Source organism: Sphingomonas sp. DC5200-1, from assembly GCF_049897245.1.
Taxonomy (GTDB): domain Bacteria; phylum Pseudomonadota; class Alphaproteobacteria; order Sphingomonadales; family Sphingomonadaceae; genus Sphingomonas; species Sphingomonas aquatilis.
Genome location: NZ_JAFCVW010000007.1, coordinates 75,755 through 97,057 on the forward strand (window position 1 = coordinate 75,755; position 21,303 = coordinate 97,057).

The 21,303-nt window shown below is 67.0% G+C and carries 20 protein-coding genes; 12 read left to right on the forward strand and 8 right to left on the reverse strand.

Annotated elements, in window-relative coordinates; genetic code table 11:
* Positions 1–74 precede the first annotated feature (74 nt).
* The 6 genes from ACP7A3_RS15690 to ACP7A3_RS15715 form a co-directional block, all read right to left on the reverse strand.
* A complete protein-coding gene (locus ACP7A3_RS15690) occupies positions 75–1,502 on the reverse strand; it encodes an efflux transporter outer membrane subunit (RefSeq protein WP_298808981.1) in 1,428 nt (475 codons plus the stop codon).
* A complete protein-coding gene (locus ACP7A3_RS15695) occupies positions 1,502–3,028 on the reverse strand; it encodes a DHA2 family efflux MFS transporter permease subunit (RefSeq protein WP_298280164.1) in 1,527 nt (508 codons plus the stop codon). Before ACP7A3_RS15695 ends, ACP7A3_RS15690 begins: the two co-directional genes overlap by 1 nt.
* Positions 3,028–4,230, reverse strand: a complete 1,203-nt coding sequence (locus ACP7A3_RS15700) for an HlyD family secretion protein (protein ID WP_298280165.1) — start codon at positions 4,228–4,230, stop codon at positions 3,028–3,030. The genes ACP7A3_RS15695 and ACP7A3_RS15700 overlap by 1 nt, the downstream gene beginning before the upstream one ends.
* A gap of 372 nt (positions 4,231–4,602) precedes the next feature.
* Positions 4,603–5,409: an NUDIX hydrolase gene (locus ACP7A3_RS15705; protein ID WP_298280166.1), complete on the reverse strand. Its 807-nt coding sequence runs from the start codon at positions 5,407–5,409 to the stop codon at positions 4,603–4,605.
* Between the two features lie 23 nt (positions 5,410–5,432).
* Positions 5,433–5,882 (reverse strand): PaaI family thioesterase, encoded by a 450-nt coding sequence (locus tag ACP7A3_RS15710; RefSeq protein ID WP_046408747.1) that lies wholly within the window; start codon positions 5,880–5,882, stop codon positions 5,433–5,435.
* Between the two features lies 1 nt (position 5,883).
* The gene (locus ACP7A3_RS15715) at positions 5,884–6,693 is read right to left on the reverse strand and encodes an enoyl-CoA hydratase-related protein (RefSeq protein WP_298808987.1); all 810 of its coding nucleotides are present in this window, start codon (positions 6,691–6,693) and stop codon (positions 5,884–5,886) included.
* Between the two features lie 126 nt (positions 6,694–6,819).
* Here ACP7A3_RS15715 and ACP7A3_RS15720 point away from each other — a divergent pair, with 126 nt between their 5' ends.
* From ACP7A3_RS15720 to ACP7A3_RS15760, 9 genes are read left to right on the forward strand one after another with little or no spacing between them, the layout of a single operon-like run.
* A complete protein-coding gene (locus tag ACP7A3_RS15720) occupies positions 6,820–7,584 on the forward strand; it encodes a FadR/GntR family transcriptional regulator (protein WP_426256583.1) in 765 nt (254 codons plus the stop codon).
* A gap of 46 nt (positions 7,585–7,630) precedes the next feature.
* Complete coding sequence (locus ACP7A3_RS15725) at positions 7,631–8,767, forward strand: NAD(P)H-dependent flavin oxidoreductase (protein ID WP_046408745.1); 1,137 nt, start codon at positions 7,631–7,633, stop codon at positions 8,765–8,767.
* A gap of 29 nt (positions 8,768–8,796) precedes the next feature.
* Positions 8,797–9,969 (forward strand): thiolase C-terminal domain-containing protein, encoded by a 1,173-nt coding sequence (locus ACP7A3_RS15730; protein WP_298808991.1) that lies wholly within the window; start codon positions 8,797–8,799, stop codon positions 9,967–9,969.
* On the forward strand, positions 9,966–10,424 hold the full coding sequence (locus ACP7A3_RS15735) for a Zn-ribbon domain-containing OB-fold protein (protein WP_298808994.1): 459 nt from the start codon (positions 9,966–9,968) through the stop codon (positions 10,422–10,424). Before ACP7A3_RS15730 ends, ACP7A3_RS15735 begins: the two co-directional genes overlap by 4 nt.
* A 4-nt stretch (positions 10,425–10,428) precedes the next feature.
* The gene (locus ACP7A3_RS15740; RefSeq protein ID WP_426256584.1) at positions 10,429–11,649 is read left to right on the forward strand and encodes an acyl-CoA dehydrogenase family protein; all 1,221 of its coding nucleotides are present in this window, start codon (positions 10,429–10,431) and stop codon (positions 11,647–11,649) included.
* Positions 11,650–12,744: an acyl-CoA dehydrogenase family protein gene (locus ACP7A3_RS15745; RefSeq protein WP_298808998.1), complete on the forward strand. Its 1,095-nt coding sequence runs from the start codon at positions 11,650–11,652 to the stop codon at positions 12,742–12,744. It begins immediately after the preceding gene.
* A 17-nt stretch (positions 12,745–12,761) separates the two neighbouring features.
* Positions 12,762–14,375, forward strand: a complete 1,614-nt coding sequence (locus tag ACP7A3_RS15750) for an acyl-CoA synthetase (RefSeq protein ID WP_426256585.1) — start codon at positions 12,762–12,764, stop codon at positions 14,373–14,375.
* A 5-nt stretch (positions 14,376–14,380) separates the two neighbouring features.
* On the forward strand, positions 14,381–15,976 hold the full coding sequence (locus tag ACP7A3_RS15755) for a flavin-containing monooxygenase (protein ID WP_298809004.1): 1,596 nt from the start codon (positions 14,381–14,383) through the stop codon (positions 15,974–15,976).
* A complete protein-coding gene (locus ACP7A3_RS15760; RefSeq protein ID WP_298809006.1) occupies positions 15,973–16,944 on the forward strand; it encodes an alpha/beta fold hydrolase in 972 nt (323 codons plus the stop codon). Before ACP7A3_RS15755 ends, ACP7A3_RS15760 begins: the two co-directional genes overlap by 4 nt.
* Positions 16,945–16,949: 5 nt before the next feature.
* On the opposite strand, the gene ACP7A3_RS15765 is transcribed toward ACP7A3_RS15760, so the two are convergent.
* On the reverse strand, positions 16,950–17,381 hold the full coding sequence (locus ACP7A3_RS15765) for a PaaI family thioesterase (RefSeq protein WP_298809007.1): 432 nt from the start codon (positions 17,379–17,381) through the stop codon (positions 16,950–16,952).
* Positions 17,378–17,791 carry a PaaI family thioesterase gene (locus tag ACP7A3_RS15770; RefSeq protein ID WP_298809010.1) on the reverse strand — a complete coding sequence of 138 codons (414 nt, stop codon included), beginning with the start codon at positions 17,789–17,791 and terminating at the stop codon, positions 17,378–17,380. The genes ACP7A3_RS15765 and ACP7A3_RS15770 overlap by 4 nt, the downstream gene beginning before the upstream one ends.
* Before the next feature lie 113 nt (positions 17,792–17,904).
* Between ACP7A3_RS15770 and ACP7A3_RS15775 the strand changes: the two genes are divergently transcribed.
* The 3 genes from ACP7A3_RS15775 to ACP7A3_RS15785 all read left to right on the forward strand — a co-directional run bounded on the left by ACP7A3_RS15775 (position 17,905) and on the right by ACP7A3_RS15785 (position 21,249).
* Positions 17,905–18,849, forward strand: coding sequence for an MlaD family protein (locus ACP7A3_RS15775; protein ID WP_298809012.1), 945 nt, complete (start codon positions 17,905–17,907; stop codon positions 18,847–18,849).
* A gap of 124 nt (positions 18,850–18,973) precedes the next feature.
* Complete coding sequence (locus ACP7A3_RS15780; protein WP_298809014.1) at positions 18,974–19,651, forward strand: TetR/AcrR family transcriptional regulator; 678 nt, start codon at positions 18,974–18,976, stop codon at positions 19,649–19,651.
* Complete coding sequence (locus ACP7A3_RS15785; protein ID WP_298809015.1) at positions 19,651–21,249, forward strand: ABC1 kinase family protein; 1,599 nt, start codon at positions 19,651–19,653, stop codon at positions 21,247–21,249. Before ACP7A3_RS15780 ends, ACP7A3_RS15785 begins: the two co-directional genes overlap by 1 nt.
* The last annotated feature ends 54 nt before the right edge of the window (positions 21,250–21,303 follow it).

A 21,303-nucleotide genomic window follows, 5' to 3' on the forward strand; every position in this document is an offset into this window, starting at 1 on the left:
GATATTGGGCAGGTGGCGGCAGAAGCGGCGGGGTCACGCGGTCGAGGCCCCTCCCTGGCATGGTTGCAAGACCGTCACTGCTGGCTCCATCCAAGTCCCATCGCCTTTTGCAGCGCGACAAATGCACGATCTAGTTCACCCGTCGCTTCGAGTAACGACTGATCAGCGGAAAGCGCCGCGCGTTCGGCATCAAGTGACGTGGTGAGTGGTGTCGCTCCCTGCTCAAAGCGCTGCACGGCGTAGGTCGCCGACTGTCTGGCACCGTTCCGGCTCGCGATTGCCGAAAACAGATTTCGGCGCTGGTTGCCGAAGCGGGTCAGGCTGGTTTCCGCATCGGACAGCGCGGCGAGGACAGTTTTGCGATATTGCGCCTCCGCCTCATCGCGATCTGCCCGGGCCTGCTCGACGCGGGCACGATTGCGGCCGAAGTCGAGGAAATTCCAGCTGATCCGCGGTAGGAGAAGGCCCGCGACGCTGCCGGGATCGACGACATCGGTGATATCGGGACCGCCCAGGCCGATGATCCCCATGATGCTGACTGACGGGAACTGTCGGGCGACGTTGACTCCGATCTGCGCGTTCGACGCCGCCAGCTGCCGCTCGGCCGCGCGAATGTCAGGTCGTCGTCGCAGCATCGCGGCAGGATCGCCGATCGCAACCGTCCTTGGGATCATCGGGATCGGCGCCGGTGTTGACAACAACGCATCGTGTGCACCGGGCTCGTCGCCAGTGAGCAGGGCGAGTTGGTCCAGCGTGGTCGCGATCTGTCCCTCGAGCGGCAACAGCCCGGCCTCCGTGCGGGTCAGCTCGGTCGTCAACCGCACCACCTCGTCGCGGGACGACGCACCGCGCTGCTCGCGCTGTTGCAGCAGGGCGAGTGATCGCTGCTGAAGCTGCGCGGAGCGGCGGGCGAGGATCAGGCGCTGCTGGAGTTCGCGCAAAGTCACATAGTTCTGGGCCACCTCCGCCGAGAGACGAACCTGCGCATCAGCTCTGTTGGCTTCGGCCGCCTGAGCCTGGGACTCGGTACCTTCGGCCGCGCGGCGCCGTCCGCCGAACAGATCGATCTCCCACGACGCATCAAGGCCGGCGTTGTAGAATTCGGCTCTGATACGATCGGATTGCTCGCCCTGCGTCGGCAACGCGAGCGAGCCTGCGGGAAGATCGGCGACGATCGCCGTGCCTGACGCCGATACGGTGGGAAGCTGGTTCGCGCGTTGTTCGCGCAGGCTCGCGCGCGCCTTGCGGATGCGCGCCTCCGCGATCGCCACGTCTGGGTTCGCGGCGAGCGCGCGGTCGATCAGAGCCGTGAGCTGCGGATCGCCCATGCCCTCCCACCAGCGTGCGATCGGAGGCTGTGGTACCGTGATCGCCTGATCCGCACGGCGGAACGTCGATCCGGGGCGCTCCCCGCTCGCGATGCTCGGCGGGCCTCCGTAATTGGGTCCGACAACGCATCCGGTCAGCAGAAAGGGGAGAATGGTCCAGCTAAGTCGTTTCATCAGTGCATCGCCATCTGCGTGCTGGAGGAGATCGGGCGGAGGAACAGCGCCAGCGGCGTGGTGATCGCGATCGCGATGCCGAGCGCGAAGAACAGGTCGTTATAGGCCATGACCGTCGACTGCTCGAGGAGTTGACCCGCGAGCTGCCGATAGGCGCCGGCTTCGCCGGAGGGCATGGCCATGGCCTTCGCGAACCATTCCTGCGTGGTCGCCGCGTTGGCCGACACCGTTTCGCCCAGCCGGTTGAAATGGAGAAAGGTCTGCCGGTCCTGAAGGGTCGCCATCAGCGCGAGGCCGATCGATCCGCCGAGGTTACGTCCCGCGTTGAACAGGGCCGACGCATCGCCGGCATCCTCTGGAGCCACGGCGCTGATCGCGGCCTGGTTGAGGAACATCATGGCAAAGATCTGCCCGAAGCCGCGGACGAGCTGTGAGTCTGTGAGATCGCCCCCGGCAGACTGCGCGGTGAGATGCCAATCCATGGCGCAACTGACGCCGATCAGCGTCATGCCGACAAAGACCGCCAGGCGGACATCGAGATATTTGAACGCGAGCGGCAGGAACGGCATCAGCATGAGGGCGGGGATGCCGGAGACGAAGACCACCTTTCCCGATTGCAAGGCGCTGTAATCCGCCATCGAAGAAAGGAATTGCGGGATCAGGAAGGTCACGCCGTAGAGCACGACGCCGATAACGAGGCTGAGGACAAAGACGCTGCCGAACGACCGGCTGAAGATCAGCGACAGCTTGAGAACCGGATGCGCGGAGCGGACCTGTCCGATCGTGATGAGCGCAAAGCCGAACACCGTTGCGATCGCGAGCTTCACGATCATCGCGGACTCGAACCACATCTCGCGCTGTCCCTCCTCCAGCATGACGGTGAGCGCTCCCAAGCCGATCGCGAGCCCCGCGATCCCGAACCAGTCGGCATGGCGCAGCTGGTCGAGCCGCAGCTTCTCGTGCTTGAGCCCGAACAGCAGGAGCAGGACGAGCCCGGCACAGACCGGCACGTTGAGGAAGAAGGCATAATGCCAGCTGTAATTGTCGGTGAGCCAACCACCGATGATCGGCCCGAGCACCGGGCCGAGGATCGCGGTGCCGCCGAACGCGGCGGTGCCGATCGGCTGCTGTGACGGGGGCAGCCGCGTCGCGATGATGGTCATGGCAGTCGGAATCAGCGCACCACCGGTAAAGCCCTGGCCCACACGGCCAGCGATCATCATCGGCAGCGTCGTCGAGATGCCGCACACGACGGAAAAGCCGGTGAAGCTGATCGCCGCGCCCAGCAGGAAGTTGCGCAGACCGAACAGGCGCACCAGGAAGGGGCTTAGCGGGATCATGACGATCTCCGCCACGAGATAGGAGGTCGCGACCCAGGTGCCCTCGGTGCCGCTCGCGCCGATTTCGCCCTGGATTGTGGGCAGGGCCGCATTGACGATCGAGATGTCGAGAAGCGCCATGAACGACCCGATCGTGCCTGCAGCAACGGCAAGCCAGTCGCGCAGGCCGGCGCGTTCCGCCGCCATCAGCGCGCGCCCTGCGTCTCGCCGCGCTTCAGCCGCTCGGTTTCCTGCTTTATTCGTTCCCGGCTTCCCTTAGCGCCGATCGTGTCGACCGTCACCTCCACCGACAGTCCGGGACGTAGCACCCGCCGCGCCTCCGGACCCGCCTCGATGCTGATCCGCACGGGCACGCGCTGGACAATCTTGGTGAAGTTCCCGGTCGCGTTCTCGGGCGGGATGAGGGAAAACTGCGCGCCCGTCCCCGGAGAAAAACTGGCGACCCGGCCTCGCAGTTCGGCACCGTCCAGTGCATCCACCTTGATGGTCACGGGCTGCCCGACGCGCATCAGCGCGACCTGAGTTTCCTTGAAGTTCGCCTCGATGTAGAGTTGATCGACTGGCACCACCGACATCAGCCGGGTCGCCGGCTGGACATATTGCCCAGCCCGGACGGCCTTGTCGGCGACAACGCCGTCGATGCTGCTGCGGATCTCGACGGCCCCGAGGTCCGTCGAGGCGCGCGCAAGCTGCGCCTGCGCGGTGCCACGCTGCGCCTCCGCCTGACCGATGCGAGCCGCTTGGGTTGCAACACTGCGACGGGCGGCGAGGTAGGCCGCTCGCTGCGCGCGCAGCTCCGCGGCAGCCCGGTCACGCTGAAGCACCAGGCTTGCCAGCCGCTCACGCGATTCCGCCCCTGTCCGGGTGAGCGGTTCGTAGCGTCTTACCTCGTTCTCTGCCGCTGCGGCGGCAGCCTCGGCGCTCGCGACCTGGGCGGCCGCCTGGGCGACCGTGGCCTGTTGCTCATCAAGTGTCCGGCGCGCAGTGGTGATGTTGGCGCCGGCTGCGGCGATCTGGGCTTGCGCCTCTTCGACATTGGCGCGGTAGTCGCGAGGATCGAGCACGGCGAGCAGCTGACCGCGACGGACAGGCTGGTTGTCGGCGACGAGAACACGCTCGACATAGCCGCCCACCTTCGGCGAGACGGTCACGAAGTCCGCGCGCACATAGGCGTTGTTGGTCGACTGCAGGAACTGGCCGCTCGCGCGATAATTCATGTACCAAACGATAGCCGCGATGATGCCGGCGACAAGCGCGGCGATGAGGACGTAGCGAATGATGGGGTAGCGCTCGAGAAGCGACGGCTTCTTTTCGCCATTCTTCTCCTCGGAACCGTCCTCCGACCTGGATTCTGGGTGAAAATTCGCGTCCGGGTCCTCATGTCTCACTTTGTTTTCGTGGTTCTCAGCCCGATCGTCAGCCACCCTGCCGTCCCGTCAAATGTAAACCGAACCGTAGCATAGTCGGAGCTCGAGAGTAACGCTACAGACATTCTGGGCGTCGCACATATGACGCCCGAATGAGTCGCGTCGCGAAGCTAATCCGACGCTGGCCAAACCACGTTTGAATTGTGTCTCGCCGCCACCCAAGATGTGACGGTCGGTATGTGCAGATCCTGATCTCGATCTGGCCGGGCGCCAGCCGACGCGAAACGTCGGCCTTCGGCAACTTACAGGTGTCAGGCCAAAGTCCCAAGAAAAGGCCGCTCTGTTTTGCCAGAGCGGCATGGGGAGGTTCTGCAATAGTCGGAACCTGGGATGTCAGGCCCTGAGCTCAGCCAAACTCTGTGTGACTTCACCATAGCCAGCATCGAGCGGAATGGTCAGAACACGCTCTCCGTCCCGTGTCTCGACCTGCGGGAGCACGGTGACCAGCGGACGTGCCTCCGCTCGGGCGAGGCAATCTGCTGCGCTCTCGGCCTCGGCCAGCAGCTTCACGTTCATCAAGGTGGGGAAGATCACGGTTCGGGCGCCGCTTCGGGCGAGGTCCAGGACCGACTCTGGCGCGATCCACTCGGCATCGACCGTTTCATGTCCGTCGCAGATCGCGACCTGGTCGGCCGGAGCGGGGGCAGCGTAGAACCAGGTGTCGAACCGCTTCGGCATCATTTCTGGAGTGATCCAGCGGGCGAAAACGGTCAGGGCGGTCAGCGAGAGCTTCACCCCCAATCCGGCGACGACATCGAGGAAGGCGAGTTCCCCGGTATCGACCTTCCGGCGGGCCTCGGCGTCGCATACACTGGAGAAGCCGCGGCCGTCGGGATAGTTGGCCAGCAGGATCCCCGCTTCCTCGAACGCCTCGCGGATGGCGCCGATGCGCAGCGCGCGCTGGGTCGCGTCGATTTCGTCCCACCCGGTTACGTGATCGCGCCAGCGCGGATCGTCGTCACCGGGGTGCATCTTGCCTCCCGGGAACACCAGCGCTCCCGAGGCGAAATCGATCTGGTGGTGTCGTCGCACCATGAGCACCTGATATTCGGGCACATCCCGCAGCAGCAGGATGGTGCCGGCCGGTCGCGGCTCGGCCGGAGTGCGCCTGGCGTCCGCCGACGCGGTCTCGATGCTCATGATCTCTCCTATTCTCTGCACAGTCATGTCGCGATGCCGCCGTCCCGCATGAGATACGAACCGCGACCGCTGGCGAGCAGCACGTCGTCGGGCGAGCGCACCTCGCTGTCCGCGACCGACAGCGTCCGTCCTATCTTCACGACGCGCGCGTGGATGTGAAGCGGGCCGCCGCTTGCCGGACGGTGATAATCGACGTGGAGCGACGCGGTGGCGCTGACCGCGCGCGTCCTCGTCAGCAGGACATACATGCCGGCGAGATCGATCAGGCTGGCGAGCACGCCGCCATGCACGGACGGGATCCGCGGATTCGATACGATCTCGTCGCGCCACGGCATGCTGAGGTGAAGGACACCGTCTGTCACGTCCTCGACGCGAAGCCCGAGCCAGGCGTGGAACGGCGCGATCGAGAGCGCGCCTTGCAATGCGGCGCCCGCCAGCCCGTTCGCGATACCCGAGGATGCCTCGTCAACCATCTCAACGTCCCTTGAAAACGGGTGTACGCTTTTCCATGAAGGCGCGCGGACCTTCGCGCGCGTCTTCAGTTCGGAACACCGGCGCGGCGAAGCCCGACTCGAGGTTCATGCCTTCGCTCTCCGGCCGCCCGATACAGGCGCGCGCCGACGCGCGGATCGCCTGCACCGCGATCGGGCCGTTGGCGGCGATCCGTCGCGCGAAGTCGAGCGCCGCAGGCAGCACCTCCTCCGGCGCAACGACGCGGTTGAGGAAGCCATAGTCGAGCGCGGTTCCGGCATCGATCAGATCGCCGGTGAGCAGCAATTCCATCGCGCGCGCAAAGGGAAGCTGGCGCGGCAGTCGCACCGTCGATCCCCCGCCCGGGAAGATCGCCCATTTGACCTCCTGCACGCCGAAGCGCGCGGCGCTCGATGCGATCCTGAGATCTGTACCCTGGACCAGTTCCATGCCGCCTGCGATCGCATGCCCGTTGATGGCGGCGATCACCGGCTTGACGACGTCAAATGTGCGCAGCAGCGCGGTGCCGAGAATATCGCGGTCAGCGAGCACGCGGCGATCCCACTCGTCCTCCGGCGGTCGCCCGCCGCTGACGAGCGGGATAAGGCGGCCGAGGTCGGCACCTGAGCAGAAGGCGTCGCCGGTGCCGGTCACGACCGCGACGCGGATCTCGGCGTCGTCGCGCACCCTGCTCCAGCAGTCGGCCAGTTCCACCAGCATCTGCGGATCAAGCGCGTTGCGCGCCGCGGGTCGGTTGAGATGGATGATGGCGATATATCCATCGGTTTCCATCCAGGCTGCGTTGTCGGTCATCAATTCCCCTCCCGCGCTTTAACATTATACCCTTTTAATAGCCTTGCAAGCCGGCGACGGCAGCAATTTGCCGCTGGACAAAGATAAAGGAGTGGAGCAACATAAAACCATGATAAGGATTTATTGATGCCGGACGTGGATGAGCAGGGCGAGGCGCTCTCGTTCGCAAGGGGCAAGCGCGCGCTTCGCGTGGCGCAGGCGATCGTGCACGACATCGAGGCCGACGCACGCCAGGTCGGCGACCGGCTGCCTCCGGAGCACGACATGCTCGCGCGGTACGAAGTCGCCCGCGCCACATTGCGTGAGGCGCTGCGTTTTCTGGAACTGCAGGGCGTGCTCCACCTGCAGCCCGGTCGAGGCGGCGGGCCGGTGGTCGCGCGGCCGCAGATTGGCGATTTCACGAGTTCGCTTGCGCTCGTACTGCACTTCGTCGGCACCGACCTGCGCGCGCTGATCGAGCTGCGCGAGGCGCTGGCCCCGCGGGCGGCCTCTCACGCTGCCCGGCGCGCAACGGCGGCGGATCTGATGGCGCTGGCAAGCTGCTTCGCCGAGCTCGAGCAGCAGGTGGAATCGACGCTGTTCGAGGAAACCAACCGGCGCTTCCACGACCTTCTGGCATGGGCGAGCGGCAATCCGCTTTTCGGGTTGCTCACGTCCGCGCTGCATCTGCTGACCCGCGACCTTTCGCGCCAGCTCGGCTATTCCGAGCACGAGCGCGAGAACCAGGTTCGTCGCCTCGCGCGCGTCGTCCATGCGGTGCGGCTGCGCGACGCGGTCACGGCGCGGCGCGAGATGGAACGGCTCGTCGAGGGATCGGCGGAATATCTCGGGCGGCGCAGCCCCGACCTGATGGATCAGAAGGTGCGCTGGACCCAGGCGTTCGAGGCGTAGCCGCCGGAGTAGATCAGCAACGAGAACGATGTGGGAGAGACGGACAATGGCCCTGAACAGCCGAATCTGCGGGATGCTCGGCATCGACTATCCGATCGTCCTGGCCGGCATGGGCGGGGCAAGCGTCCCGCGACTGGCGGCGGCGGTCTCCAACGCGGGCGGGCTGGGCGTGCTCGGCGCGGCAGCGTGCTCACCCGAGCAGCTCCGCGCGTGGATCCGCGAAACGCGCGCGCTGACCGACAAGCCGTTCGGCGTCGACACGCTCCTGCCCGCCTCGGTGCGGCGCGGCTCGGCGCCGCAAACCGGGGCCGCGCCGGCGGACCCGCGCGCGGTGCTCGCCGACTATCAGGCGTTCACGCGCGACTTCATGGAGCGCGAGGGGCTGGAGATCGTCGCGCGTGATTCCGGCCGCGCCGTCACGGAGGGTGCGGCAAACGGCGGCGCGGCGCTGTTCTCCAAGGAGTTCTTCGAGGCCCAGATGGAGGTCGTCGTCGAGGAGAAGGTGCCCGTCTACGCGGCGGGGCTCGGCAATCCGGGGCCGTGGATGGATCGACTCCACGCCAACGGCACGGTCGTCATGGCGGTCGTCGGCAAGGTGAAGCACGCGCTACAGGTGGTGGAGTCGGGCATCGACGTGATCGTGGCCCAGGGGCACGACGGCGGCGGGCATAATTCGCCGATCGGCACCATCTCGCTCATCCCGCAGGTGGTCGATGCTGTGGGGGACCGGGTGCCGGTGCTCGGCGCTGGCGGCATCTCCGACGGGCGCGGTGTGGCCGCGGCCTTCATGCTGGGCGCCGAGGGCGCCTGGGTCGGCACGGCGTTCCTTGCGACGGAGGAGGCGGGGATCGAGGACTTCCAGAAGGAAGCGATCGTCGACAGCGGCGATGCCGATACCGTGGTAAGCCGCTCGATCACGGGCAAGCCTGCCCGCATGATCCGCAGCAAGTGGGCCGACGCCTGGGTGGCGGCGGGCAAGGAGCCGCTACCGATGCCATACCAGTCGATGATCGCCGGTCCGGTGATGGCGTCGGGCATCCGTGCGAAGCGCAAGGACATCATCCCGGGCTTCGCCGGGCAGGGCATGGGGCTGATCCACGCCGTGCGCCCCGCCGCCGAGGTGATGCGCGACCTCGTCGCCGATGCCGAGCGCGCGCTCGGCCGCGCGGCGGGCCTCCGCTGAGGGTCGCGGCTGGTACAGGAGGGACAGATATGACCTTCTCGGACAAGGCGGCGATCACCGGCGTCGGGGAAACCGATTTCGTCAAGGGCACCGAGCGCACCGCGGTGGACATGATGCTGGAGGCGTCGCGGCGCGCGATCGCGGACGCGGGGCTGCGCCCGTCCGACATCGACGGCATGGTGCCGCCGCCCATCTACACCACGTCGGAGGAACTGGCGGCGAACCTCGGCATCGATGTGCTGCGCTACGCCGCGACCGTCCACATGGGCGGCGCGAGTCCGACGACCGCGCTCCAGCATGCGGCGATCGCGATCGCGGCGGGGCTGTGCGACCACGTGCTCGTCACGCTCGGCTGGAACGGCTTCTCCGCGCTGCGGCCCAAGCCGGGCGCTCCGCCCACGCGGCCGATGAACATGAACACGCTGACCAACACGATTCGCGGGTATTACATGCCCTATGGCGTGTTCCTGCCGGTGCAGATGTATGCCTGGCTGGCGACCCGGCATTCGCAGCTCCACGGCGTCGGTCCGGAAGCCATGGGGGCGGTGGCGATGGCGTGCCGACGGCATGCGCAACTCAATCCGAAGGCGTTCACCTACGGCCGGCCGCTCGACTGGCAAACCTACCACGACGCGCGAATGGTGTCGGAGCCGTTCCGACTCTACGACTGCTGCCTTGAAACCGATGGCGCGTGTGCGGTCGTTGTCTCGCGCACCGACCGCGCACGCGACATGCCGCATGTGCCCGTCACCATCGCAGGCGCCGCCGAGGGGCATCCCTATCCCGCGGACGACATCCCGTCTCGCCCGGACCCGTTCAAGATCGGGCTGAGCTACGCCGCGCCCAAGGCCTTCGAAATGGCCGGCGTGCGCCGCGAGGAGATGGATTTCCTTCAGGTCTACGACTGCTTCACCTACGTCGTCCTGCTCCAGCTCGAGGCGATGGGCTATTGCGAGCCGGGTGGCGCGCTCGACTTCGTGCGTGACGGGCAGATCGAGCTCGGTGGCCGCTATCCGCTCAACACCCACGGCGGGCTGCTGAGCGAGGCGCACGTTTGGGGGCTCAACCACGTCGTCGAGGCCGTGCGGCAGCTGCGGCACGATTGCGGGGAACGCCAGGTGCCGGAAGCACGGACAGGGCTCGTCACCGGCTGGGGCGACCTGGGCGACGGCAGCATCGCCATCCTGCGGAGGTTCGCATGAACGACGACGACATTCCGCCCAAGCTCCGGGCGCCCGCCGCCTCGCCCCCCAAGCCGTTACCACACCCGCAGGATCCGGTGGAGCAGGAGTTCTGGCAGCGCTGCCAGGGCGGCACGCTCCATTTCCAGCGGTGCGGCGCGTGCCGGACGTGGCGCCATTTGCCTCGCTACATGTGCGCGCGCTGCGGTTCGCCATCGTTCTCCTGGGAGCCGAGCAGCGGTCGCGGGCGGCTGTTTTCCTGGACGGTGACGCATCAGGCGCTTCACCCCGCCTTCGCGGCCGACGTGCCGTATGTAGCGGCTGTGGTCGAGCTGGACGAGGGCGTCCGCATGGCGACCCGGCTGACCGGCGCCGACCCTGCCACGCTCGCGCTCGACATGCCGGTGGCGCTGGCCTTCGAAACGATCGGCGACGGGTTCCGGCTGCCCGTCTTCACACCAGCTGCAGGAGCGTGAACCGATGGACCTGAGTTACGGCCCGGAATACGAGGCGTTCCGCGATGAGCTGCGCGCGTTCATCGCCGAGAACCGCCACCGTGCCCCGGCCGCGCCCGGCGCGGCGCAGCGCGCCGGGGCGGACGCGGTCGCGTGGCAGCAGCTGCTGCTCGAACACGGCTACACCGCGCGCACCATTCCGCGCGAATATGGCGGCTTCGGTGCCGAACCCGACATCCTCACCTCGCGCATCATCGCCGAGGAGTTCGCCGCGGCGGGCGTGCCGGGCGGGCTGTCGAACCAGGGCATCTCGATGCTCGTTCCGACGCTGCTCGAGCTCGGCACGGAGGAGCAGAAGCGCCGCTGGATCGCGCCGACGCTGCGCGGAGAGATCGTCTGGTGCCAAGGGTATTCGGAACCGGGCGCGGGCTCTGATCTGGCGGCGCTGCGCACCAGCGCGCGCGAGGAGAACGGCGAGTTCGTCATCAACGGGCAGAAGATCTGGACCAGCACCGCGCATCAGGCGGACATGATCTTCTGCCTCGTGCGGACGGAAGCGGACGCGCCCAAGCATGCGGGGATCAGCTACCTCATCTTCTCCATGAAAGCACCCGGGATCGAGGTGCGCCCGCTGCGCACGATGACGGGCCACGCCGAGTTCAACGAAACCTTCTTCACCGACGTGCGCGTGCCCGTGGACCAGATCGTCGGCCAGCGCGGGCAGGGCTGGATGGTGGCCAACGCCACGCTCGGTTACGAGCGTGGCATGCTGGGCGACCCGGCGGCGCTGGAGAATCGCCTCGCCGCGCTCGTGCAGCTGATGCACGATGAACGGATCGACGGCGTGCGCGCGATCGACAACGCGGCGTTGTGCGACCGGCTGGTGGCGCTGCAGGCCGAAGTCGCGGCGATGAAGTTCAACGGCCTGCGGCTGCTGTCCAATTCGCTGAAGGGCGAACCCGGCGGCCTCGCCAAGCTGATCGTCAAGCTCCAGTCGTGCGAACTGGCGCACCAGATCTCGGCGCTGGCGATCGACGCCATGGGGGAGCTCGGCCTGCTGTACGGCGGCAGCCGGCGCGAGCGGGCGGGCGGAAGCTGGCAGTGGAACTACATGTTCCAGCTCGGCCTCATCATCGGCGGCGGCACCGCGCAGATCCAGAAGAACATCATCGCCGAGCGGGGGCTCGGCATGCCGCGCGAGCCGAAGCTGGAGCACGCGCGCGCACCCAAGGCGGAGGCGGCATAGATGGATTTCGGTCTTTCCCCCGAGCAGCGGATGCTGCGCGACGCGGTCGATCGGCTGCTGCGCGAACATTGCCCGCTCGATCACGTCCGCGAGGTCGCGGAGGGCGGCCATGCCGTCAGTGCGGCGGTGGTGGCGGCGCTGTCCGAGCTTGGCCTTTCCGGCATCATGGTGCCCGAGGAGCACGGCGGCCTCGGCCTGGGCCTGCTCGATGCCTCAGTAGTGGCGGAGGCGCTCGGCGCAGCGGTGGCGCCGGTGCCGTTCGTGGCGCGCTGCGTCCTCGCCCCGCTTGCGCTGCGTCTCGCCGGCTCGCCGGCGCAACAGGCGCAATGGCTTCCGCGCATCGCCGATGGCAGTGCCCGTTTCGGGGTGGGACTGACGGAGTTGGTCAGCCGACGTGATGGCAGCGGCGTGACGGCGGACAATGGCACGCTACGCGGCACGGCGCTTTTCGTACTCGACAGCGCCGACGCCGACGCCTTCATTCTTGCGGACGAGGATGGATCGTTGCACTTGGTCACCGGCCACGCCGACCGGCTGGAGTTTGTCGCCCTACCCACCATCGACCTCACCCGCGCCGTCGGCGAGCTGCGCCTGGACGGTGTCGCAGCCGAGCCGCTCGGCAACGATACTGGCGACGCTGCCCGCATGCTGGTCGCGGCGGGCCGGGTGCTGCTCGCCGCCGACGCGGTGGGGTCTGCGGACGCCATGATCGCCAAGGCGGTCGCCTACGCCGGCGCGCGCGAGCAGTTCGGGCGGGTCATCGGCAGCTTTCAGGCGGTCAAGCACATGTGTGCCGAGATGGCGGCGCGGCTAGAGCCTTGCCGCTCTCTCGTCTGGTATGCTGCGCACGCGTTCGACGCGGTGCCCGAAGAGGCGCTGCTGATGGCCTGCCATGCCCAGTCGCATACCGGTGAAGTGGGGCGCTTCGTTGCGCGCACCGCCACGGAGGTTCACGGCGGGATGGGTTTCACCGACCTTCTTGGTCTCCACTACTGGTTCAAGCGGATCGGCTTCGACCGGCAAGTCCTTGGCGGTCCGGAGATCGTGCGCGCGGAGGCTGCAACGTTGCAGGGTTGGGATGCGCGCGCCGCCTGAGGACAGGAGAGGAAGCCATGACGCAGTGGAACCTGGGCGATATCCTCGACGCGATCGAGCCGGTGATGCCCCACGACGCCCCCGCGCTGATCCACGGCGACCGGGTCATCACCTGGCCCGAGATGGCGCGCCGTTCAAACAACATCGCGCGGGCGCTGCGTGCGCGGGGCGCGGGACCGGGCACCAAGGTCGCCTTCTACATGCGCAACCGGCCCGAGTATGGCGAGCTGATGGCGGCGTGCTTCAAAGGTCGGCTGACCCACGTCAACATCAACTATCGCTATCGCCCCGACGAGGTGTTCTACATCTTCGATGACAGCGACAGCGAGGTGGTGGTGTACAGCGCCGAGTTCCGCACATGCGTCGACGAACTCCACCCGCGGCTCAGCAAGGTTCGCACGTTCGTGGAAATCGGCCCTGAGGCGGAGCGCGCTTCGTTCGCGTCGTCCTATGAGGCGCTCGCGGGCGACGGCGACGGCGCGCCGCTCGGCATCGCGCGCTCGCCCGACGACGAGTTGTTCATCTACACCGGCGGCACGACGGGGATGCCGAAGGGCGTAATGTGGCGGCACACCGACATGCGCGAGGCGCAGCTCGATGCGCAGCGGCTGATGGGGCCGACGCCCGCCGACCTCGCCGAGACCGCGGCGCTGATCGCGCGCGATGGACCCGGCCGGCGTACGATGCCCGCCTGCCCGATGATGCACGGCACTGGCTTCATCACATCCATCGGCACGCTGATGAGCGGCGGCTGCATCGTGACGCTCGGCGGTGAATCGTTCGATGCCGACGAGTTGTGGCGATCGGTCGATCGCGACCGCGTCGAATCGATCGCGATCGTCGGTGACGCTTTCGCTAAGCCGATGCTGGCCGCGCTGGATGCCGCGCGCGGGCGCTACGACACGTCCAGCCTCGTCACGATCGTTTCATCCGGGGTGATGTGGAGCCGCGAGGTGAAGGCCGGGCTGATCCGGCACATCCCGCAGGTCGTGCTGATGGACAGCTTCGGCGCGTCGGAAGGGCTGGGGTTCGGCCTGTCGGTCACCAGCGCGGCCGGCGAGACGGCGACCGCACGCTTCACCATCGGCGGGCTGTGCGACGTGTTCGACGAGCATGACCGGCCGGTCGTGCCGGGCAGCGGCACGCCCGGTTTCATCGCGCGTAAGGGCGCGATCCCGATCGGCTACTACAAGGATCCGGAGAAAAGCGCGAAGACGTTCCGCACCATCAACGGCGTCCGTTACTCGATGCCTGGCGACTGGTGCACCGTCGCCGCGGACGGGACGCTGACGCTGCTCGGGCGCGGCAGCGTGTGCATCAACACGGCGGGTGAGAAGGTCTATCCGGAAGAGGTGGAGGAGGTGCTGAAGACGCATCCAGCGGTCGCAGACGCGCTTGTGGTCGGCGTGCCCGACGAGAAATGGGGCCACGCGGTAACGGGGGTGGTCCATGCCGCACCGGGGGCGACAGTGGACGAGGCGGCGGTGCGCGCTCACGTGCGCGCCGCGCTCGCCGGCTACAAGACGCCCAAAGCGATCGTCGTCACCGACCAACCGCTGCGCGCGCCGAACGGCAAGGCGGATTACAAGGCGGCGACCGACATCGCCGTCGCGGCAGTCGCTGCGCGATGACGGGCGTGCCCGACATCGACGCGCTGGTGATCGGCGCGGGCTTCAGCGGGATCTACCTGCTCGGGAAGTTGCGCGAGAACGGCTTCAACGCTCGGCTGGTCGATGCGGCGGCGGAGCCGGGCGGCATCTGGTACTGGAACTGCTACCCTGGCGTGCGAGTCGATTCGCATGTTCCGATCTACGAGTTCTCGGACGAGCGGGTGTGGCGCGACTGGACCTGGTCGGAACGCTTCCCAGGCTGGCGCGAGTTGCGTCGCTATTTCCGACATGCCTGCGACGTTCTCGACCTCTGGCCTGCAATGACGCTCGGCGTCAGGATGCGCTCCGCCGTGTTCGACGAACATGCCGGCTTCTGGCGAGTGGAACTCGCCGATGGAGAGCGGCTGACCACCCGCTATCTGCTACCGTGTACCGGCTTTGCGGCCAAGGCGTACATCCCGTCACTTTCGGGACTCGACAGCTTTGCCGGCCCGGCCCACCACACCGCCCACTGGCCGCAGGAGGGCATCGACTTTGGCGGCAAGCGCGTCGCGATCATCGGGACCGGCGCGAGCGGTGTGCAGGTCGCTCAGGAGGCGGCACGCGAGGCTGCGCAGCTGACGATCTACCAGCGCACACCCATCCTGGCTCTGCCGATGCGCCAGCGCCCATTGACCGCGGCTGAGCAGGAGCAGGCCAAGCCCGGTTACCCCGAGATCTTCCGTCAACGCCGACTGAGCAGCGGCGGGTTCGAGATCCTGCGGCTCGACCAGTCCGCGCTCGAGGTGTCAAGCGAGGAGCGCACCGCAGCGTTCGAGCGGTTGTGGGCGGCGGGCGGCTTCCACTATTGGGTCGGCAATTACGCCGACATCCTGGTGGACGAGCGCGCCAACCGGCTGGTTTACGATTTCTGGCGCGACAAGGTGCGCGAACGAATCACCGATCCCGCGTTGCAGGAGAAGCTCGCGCCAAGCCAGCCGCCGCATCCGTTCGGGGTCAAGCGGCCGTCGCTCGAGCAGACTTATTACGACATCTTCAACCAGTCGAACGTCGAACTCGTCGACCTGCGGGAAGAGCCGATCGAGCGGATCCTGCCCGACGGCATAGCCACGAGCGTCGGTGAGCGCCGACACGACGTCCTGGTGCTCGCGACCGGTTTCGACGCGGTGACGGGAGGGCTGATGCAGATGGACATTCGCGGGCGCGGCGGGGCGACGCTGGCGCACGCGTGGGGCGAAGGCGCACGCACGCATCTCGGCTACGCGGTTTCGGGCTTCCCTAACATGGTGTTCCTCTACGGCCCGCAGAGCCCGTCCGGCTTCTCCAATGGTCCGACTGCCGCGGAGGTGCAGGGTGACTGGGTCGTCCGGTTCCTCGAGCATCTGCGCACGGGCGGGTGGTCCCGCTTCGAGGCCGAGCCGGACGCGCACGCGGCATGGGCGCGCCACATCGACGAGATCGCCGCCATGACGCTCTTTCCCAGGGCCGATTCCTGGTACATGGGAGCGAACATCCCAGGCAAACCGCGTCAGCTACTCAACTATCCGTCTGTGGTCGGCTATGCCGAGATCTGCGATGCGGTCGCCGAGGCGGGCTATAGCGGTTTCCGGCTGTCGGCATGAGCGCCGCCGAGGCTACCGGATCGTCGGACATCGACCCGATATGGGCCGAGGACGGGTCGCACCTGCCGGACTGGTTCGTCGATGCGCTGGCCGTTCCGCGGGAAGAAGGCTTCGTCACCGTAGAGGGCGCGCAGATCCACTACCTGCGCTGGGGCGACCGCGCAAAGCCGGGCGTGCTCATGGCGCACGGCTTTCTTGCCCATGCGCGCTGCTGGGCGTTTATCGCGCCGTTGCTCGCCGCGGACTACCATGTGGTCGCCTATGATCTTGCGGGCATGGGCGACAGCGACGCGCGCGCGGGAATCGACGGTGACGGCCGCGGGCGCGAGATGATCGCGGTGGCGGAGGCGACCGGGCTGTTCGACGGTGATGCGCCGCCCGTGATCATCGGTCACAGCTTCGGCGCGGGGGTCGCGGTGACCGCGATGACGATCGCGGCCGAACGGTTCGCGGGCGCGATCATCTGCGACCTGATGATCATGCGACCCGAGGCGCTTGCGGCCTATTGGCGCGGCGGACGCGGCAGCCCCGGCTCGGGCGACGCGAACAAGCCCACCAGCCGGTATCCCGACTATCCAACCGCACGCGCGCGCTACGTGCTGGCGCCGCCACAGCCCGCGGGCCAGCCGTTCCTGCTGGACTACATGGCCTATCATTCTCTCCGGCGGGACGGGGACGCTTGGACGTGGAAGTTCTCGCCCGCGGTGTTCGCGCGCGGCAACTCTGCGGACGAATGGATGACGATGGGTCGCCGTGTCGCCGCGGCGCCCGGTCGGCTGGCGATCGTCTACGGCGGGCACAGCGCGCTCTTCGGCAGTGATTCCGCGGCATATCTGCGCGAACTGGGAGCGGGGACGATCCCGATCGTCGCGGTGCCCAACGCGCGCCATCACCTGATGCTGGACGAGCCACTCGCCTTCGCGACGGCGCTCAGAAGCATCCTTGCTCTCTGGAGATCGGCCCGCTGAACCAATCAGGAATGTCGGGTGTGATCCTCGTCTCCGGAGGATTGTCCGACGGCGAATTCCAGCTGCGCAAGGCACAGTTTTCCGGTTCCGTTTCGCTCGACGCCTTCGGCATGCACCACTGCGACACGACGCCCTACGCGCACCAGCGTCGGCGTCGTGCTGACTGCGCCCAGTCTGACCGGGGCGAGAAATTGAAGGTTCATGCTGATCAGCCGGCAGGACTGCCCTGGCGAGAGTGTGCGGGAGAGAGCAAGCTGTGCGGCCAGCTCAAGAAAGGACGCGATCGCGCCTCCATGCAAGGCGGGCAGAATGGAATTCCCGACAAGCTCCTCCGTGGGGATCAGCGTGAACGTTTCACCGCTTTGCGTCATCATGGTACCGAGTAGCTTCGCAAAGCCGTTCCGCCCGGTACTGGCCCCGATCGCGCCTTCGTTCATGGGGCGACAGCCCGATTGATCGAAAAGACGCCTTGGGCAGTCGCGATCAGGTGAGACGGATCTGTATCCCAGACTTCGGCGCGTACGAACGCACGGTGCTCGGTCGCGTCGTAGCAGTGAGCCCACGCCGTCGCGGGGCATCTCGCCTCGGCGGATCGCACATGGTCCACCTTCAGGTTAAGGGTGGAGATCGCCAGCCGTCTGCCCAATCGGGACATCACGGCAACGCCGCAGGCCTGATCGATGAGGCTCGTCAACACACCGGTCGCGAGCGCCTCCTCCTCGTCCGCCAGCTCCGCGTGCCAATCGACCCGGAGCGAACTGAGCCCGTCGCCGATCGAAACGAGCTCAAGGCCCAGCCGATTGCCCCACGGTATGTCGCCCGGTCGCAAGCTCAAGTCTCCAGCCATAAAACCCCTTCCTGCCCAGACGATTCCTGTTCCCCGCCGCGCCCATAAGCCAACCATGCGAAAACGGTACGGTTTACTTACTAGGGTTCCCGCTTTAATGGCTGCTGCCTGCGATGGAAACGCGATCCAACAAATTCCTTGTGCTCGCGGTCACCGGCCTTCTGCTGAGCACGCTTCTCGTCTTCACCCTTTGGCTTTTCGATGCGCGAAGTGGAGACGGAAACCCGTATCTCATCCGTTTCACCGGGAGCGTCGCCGGCCTGGAAAAGGGATCACCAGTGACGTTCTCGGGCGTCCCGGCGGGCCATGTCACGTCCATACGGTTTGACGGCGCTGATCCCTCAGCGGTTCTCGTCACCATCAGCCTCGAACCGGGAACCCCCATCGTCACAGGTGTCAAGGCAACGATCGCGCGATCCGCACTGGCAGGGACGGCCAACATCAGTCTCGACGGCGCAAAGTCCGGTGCATCCCCGATTGTCACGACGAGGGACGGTGAGCTTCCCATCATCCCCGCCAAGGAGGGTGGGCTTCTTGGCGGGGGAGGGGATCCAGTCGCGCTCGTGGACAAGATCAGCCGAACTGTGGACTCAGTTTCGCGCAACCTTGATGCCGCACAACAGCAGCGGGCCAGCGATCGGCTGGCGGCGCTCGCGGAGAGTTCCGCAGGCTGGGCAGACAAGGCTGGAGCGGCATCTGACGCGCTTACCGGCGCCCGCGGGCGTGTCGTGGCCCTGGGGGACGCCTTGCAGCGATCCGGCGAAAGCGCCGAACGGTTGGAGAGCGCTGTGGTAGAAAGCCGCGCAACCGTCCTCGCCAGGGCGAACCGTGCGTTGCTGAATGCCCGTGGCGGAGCCGTGCGTCTCACGGCTCGCGTCGAGGCTGTTCGACCCACGATCCGCAGCGCGACCGCGAAACAGGCCCAACTGCGTGAAACCGTTCGTTCAGCAAGGAAGAAGGCAGGCGCTGTCAGAGATACGGCCGTTCGCCTCGATCAGGAAGGGCTGGGTGTGGGTGCACCGTCCCTCCCGACCTACAAGCCGGGGTCGCGGCAGTGATCGACCGCGACACGATAGGACAACTCTGGTCGGAGAGCGGGCTGGCAGGCGAGGAACCGACCGTCCCGGCGTGATCCTCGTCAACGGGTCCGGATCGCGCTACCCTCGCTCCAGGAGAACGAGATTGAGCGATGACGAGAAGAAGAGCCGGCGCCCAGGGAAGATGGGCAGACCGACGACCGAGGACGCGCTCCGACTGACTTCGCATATCCTCAAGAGCGCCCGCGAGCTGTTTTTCCAGCACGGATTCGACGGCGCCAGTGCCGACATGATCGCCGAACAGGCGCGCATCTCCAAGCGAACCCTGTACGCCCGGTTCGGCAGCAAGGCTCGCGTGTTCGAGGCGGTCATCCTGGACGAGATCGACACGCAGCTGCGCGCGCTCGAACCCTCCGGCAGCGACGAACCCGACATCGGGTCGCGACTTCGCGTCATCGCCGATCGCCTGCTTGAGTGGCTCCTTACCCCTCGGATCGCCTCCATGGAGCGCGTCGTCATTGCCCAAGCGGTGCGTTTTCCTGCACTCGCGGCGAACATCCACGACTTCGGCTATCAGCGGGCTGTCAAGTGGGTGGCCTCCATCCTCGCCCATGCCGATGCCAAGGGCGAGCTGTCGCTGGCGGACCCGGTGTTCGCTGCCGAGCAGTTCGTCACGCTCGTCGTCGTCGCGCCCATGCGCCGCGCGGCGCTCGGGCTGTCTCCTCCCGCGTACGACGATGCAGCTCGCGAACGTATCTTGCGCGTGATTGATCTGTTTATCGACGGCTGCCGTCCGCGGCACGTCGACAAAGGGGCCATGTGATGCTCGTCAAAAACGACGAGCCTCAGCTCGGTGAGCGCGCGCGCCTTGCCGAACTTATTCAAATCATGGGCCGCCACGGGCTGAACGGCTTGGCCGCTCGCCTGGGTCTGCTGCCAGGTCGCTCGGAGCAGCCGGCAGACGTCGGTACGCCCGAGCGGGTCGTCGCGCTGCTGCGGGACCTTGGACCTGTCGCGGTGAAGCTGGGGCAGGTGCTCGCGACCCGTGAAGACCTGCTAGGGCCGGAATGGGTGCGTGCGCTGTCAACGCTGCAGGATCGCGTGACACCGCTGCCGTTCGAGGTGCTGGAGCCGACGATTCTGGCTGCGCTCGGCTCCCCGATCGAGGATGTGTTCGCGCGGTTCGACCGCGAGCCGATCGCCGCGGCCTCGATCGCACAGGTTCATGCTGCCACCCTGCGCGACGGAACCGAGGTCGTGGTCAAGGTACGCCGGCCGGGAATCGCGGAACGCGTCGATGCCGATCTGCGGCTCATCCGCCGCATCGCGCGGCTTGCGGCTAGGCACTCACCGGAGGTCCGCCGCCTCAAGCCAGACGAACTGCTCCGGTTTTTCGCGGAGAGCCTCTCGCAAGAGATGGACCTCAGTGCCGAGGCGGCAGCCTGCGAGAGCATCGGCGCCTTTCTGCAGCCGCTCGGAGTTCGTACGCCGGCCTTTTACTGGGATCAGGTCGGCCGCCGAATCAACGTGCAGGAACGGCTCAACGGCATGCCGGTCCGCGCCATTCTCGACGGGGCGGGGGAGGGCGGTGCGGACGTCGCCGGCAGATATGCCGATGCGGTGCTCCGGATGATCATCTTCAACGGCCGGTTCCATGCGGACCCGCACCCCGGCAACGTCTTTGTCCTGGCCAACGGGTCGTTGGCGTTCATCGACTTCGGCGCGGTCGGCGTGCTCAGCCCCGCCCGGAGGAACGAGGTGGTCACGCTCGTCCTTGCCATCGCTGGCGAGGACACGCGATCGGTGACGGATGTGCTGCTGCAATGGTCGGGCGAGACCGACGTCGATCGCCAGGCTCTGACGCGGGACCTCGACGCGCTGATCGGGCAGTTCCGCGGCGCGGTGCTCCAGCAGATCGAGCTTGCCGACATCTTCGGACGTGTTTTTGCTCTGCTACGAACGTACCGGCTAGCGCTGCCGCCCGATCTCGCCCTGCTTCTGCGAACCCTGCTGATCGCGGAAGGCTTTGTGCGACGGCTCGATCCCGGCTTCGACATTGCGGCACGAGCCGCACCGATCGCGCGCGAACTGCTGCGGGAGCGGATCGGGCCGGCTGGCCTCAAGCGGGGCGGACGCCGGCTGGCGACGAGCCTTGGCCGTCTGGCCGCGGCGTCGCCTGAGCTGGTGACTTTCGCCGAGCGGGTCGCGCGGTCGGGCGCGCTGCCGATCGAGTTGCAGGGAGGCGCGGCTCCCTCAGGGCCGGCTTCACCCCGTCGCGCCGATCCCAACATTCTGTCTGCCGGTCTGCTGGTCACCGGCGCGATCCTTCAGCGCGACCATGATATCATCGGCGCGATGCTGATGGCGTCCGCGGTGCTGCCCGCCGGCTTGGCTTGGTTCGCGAGTAGGTCGAGGCGCTGATGCCCTGTGGCCCAACCTCCCGCGTCCTCGGTTTCCGCCCATCATCCATTGCGC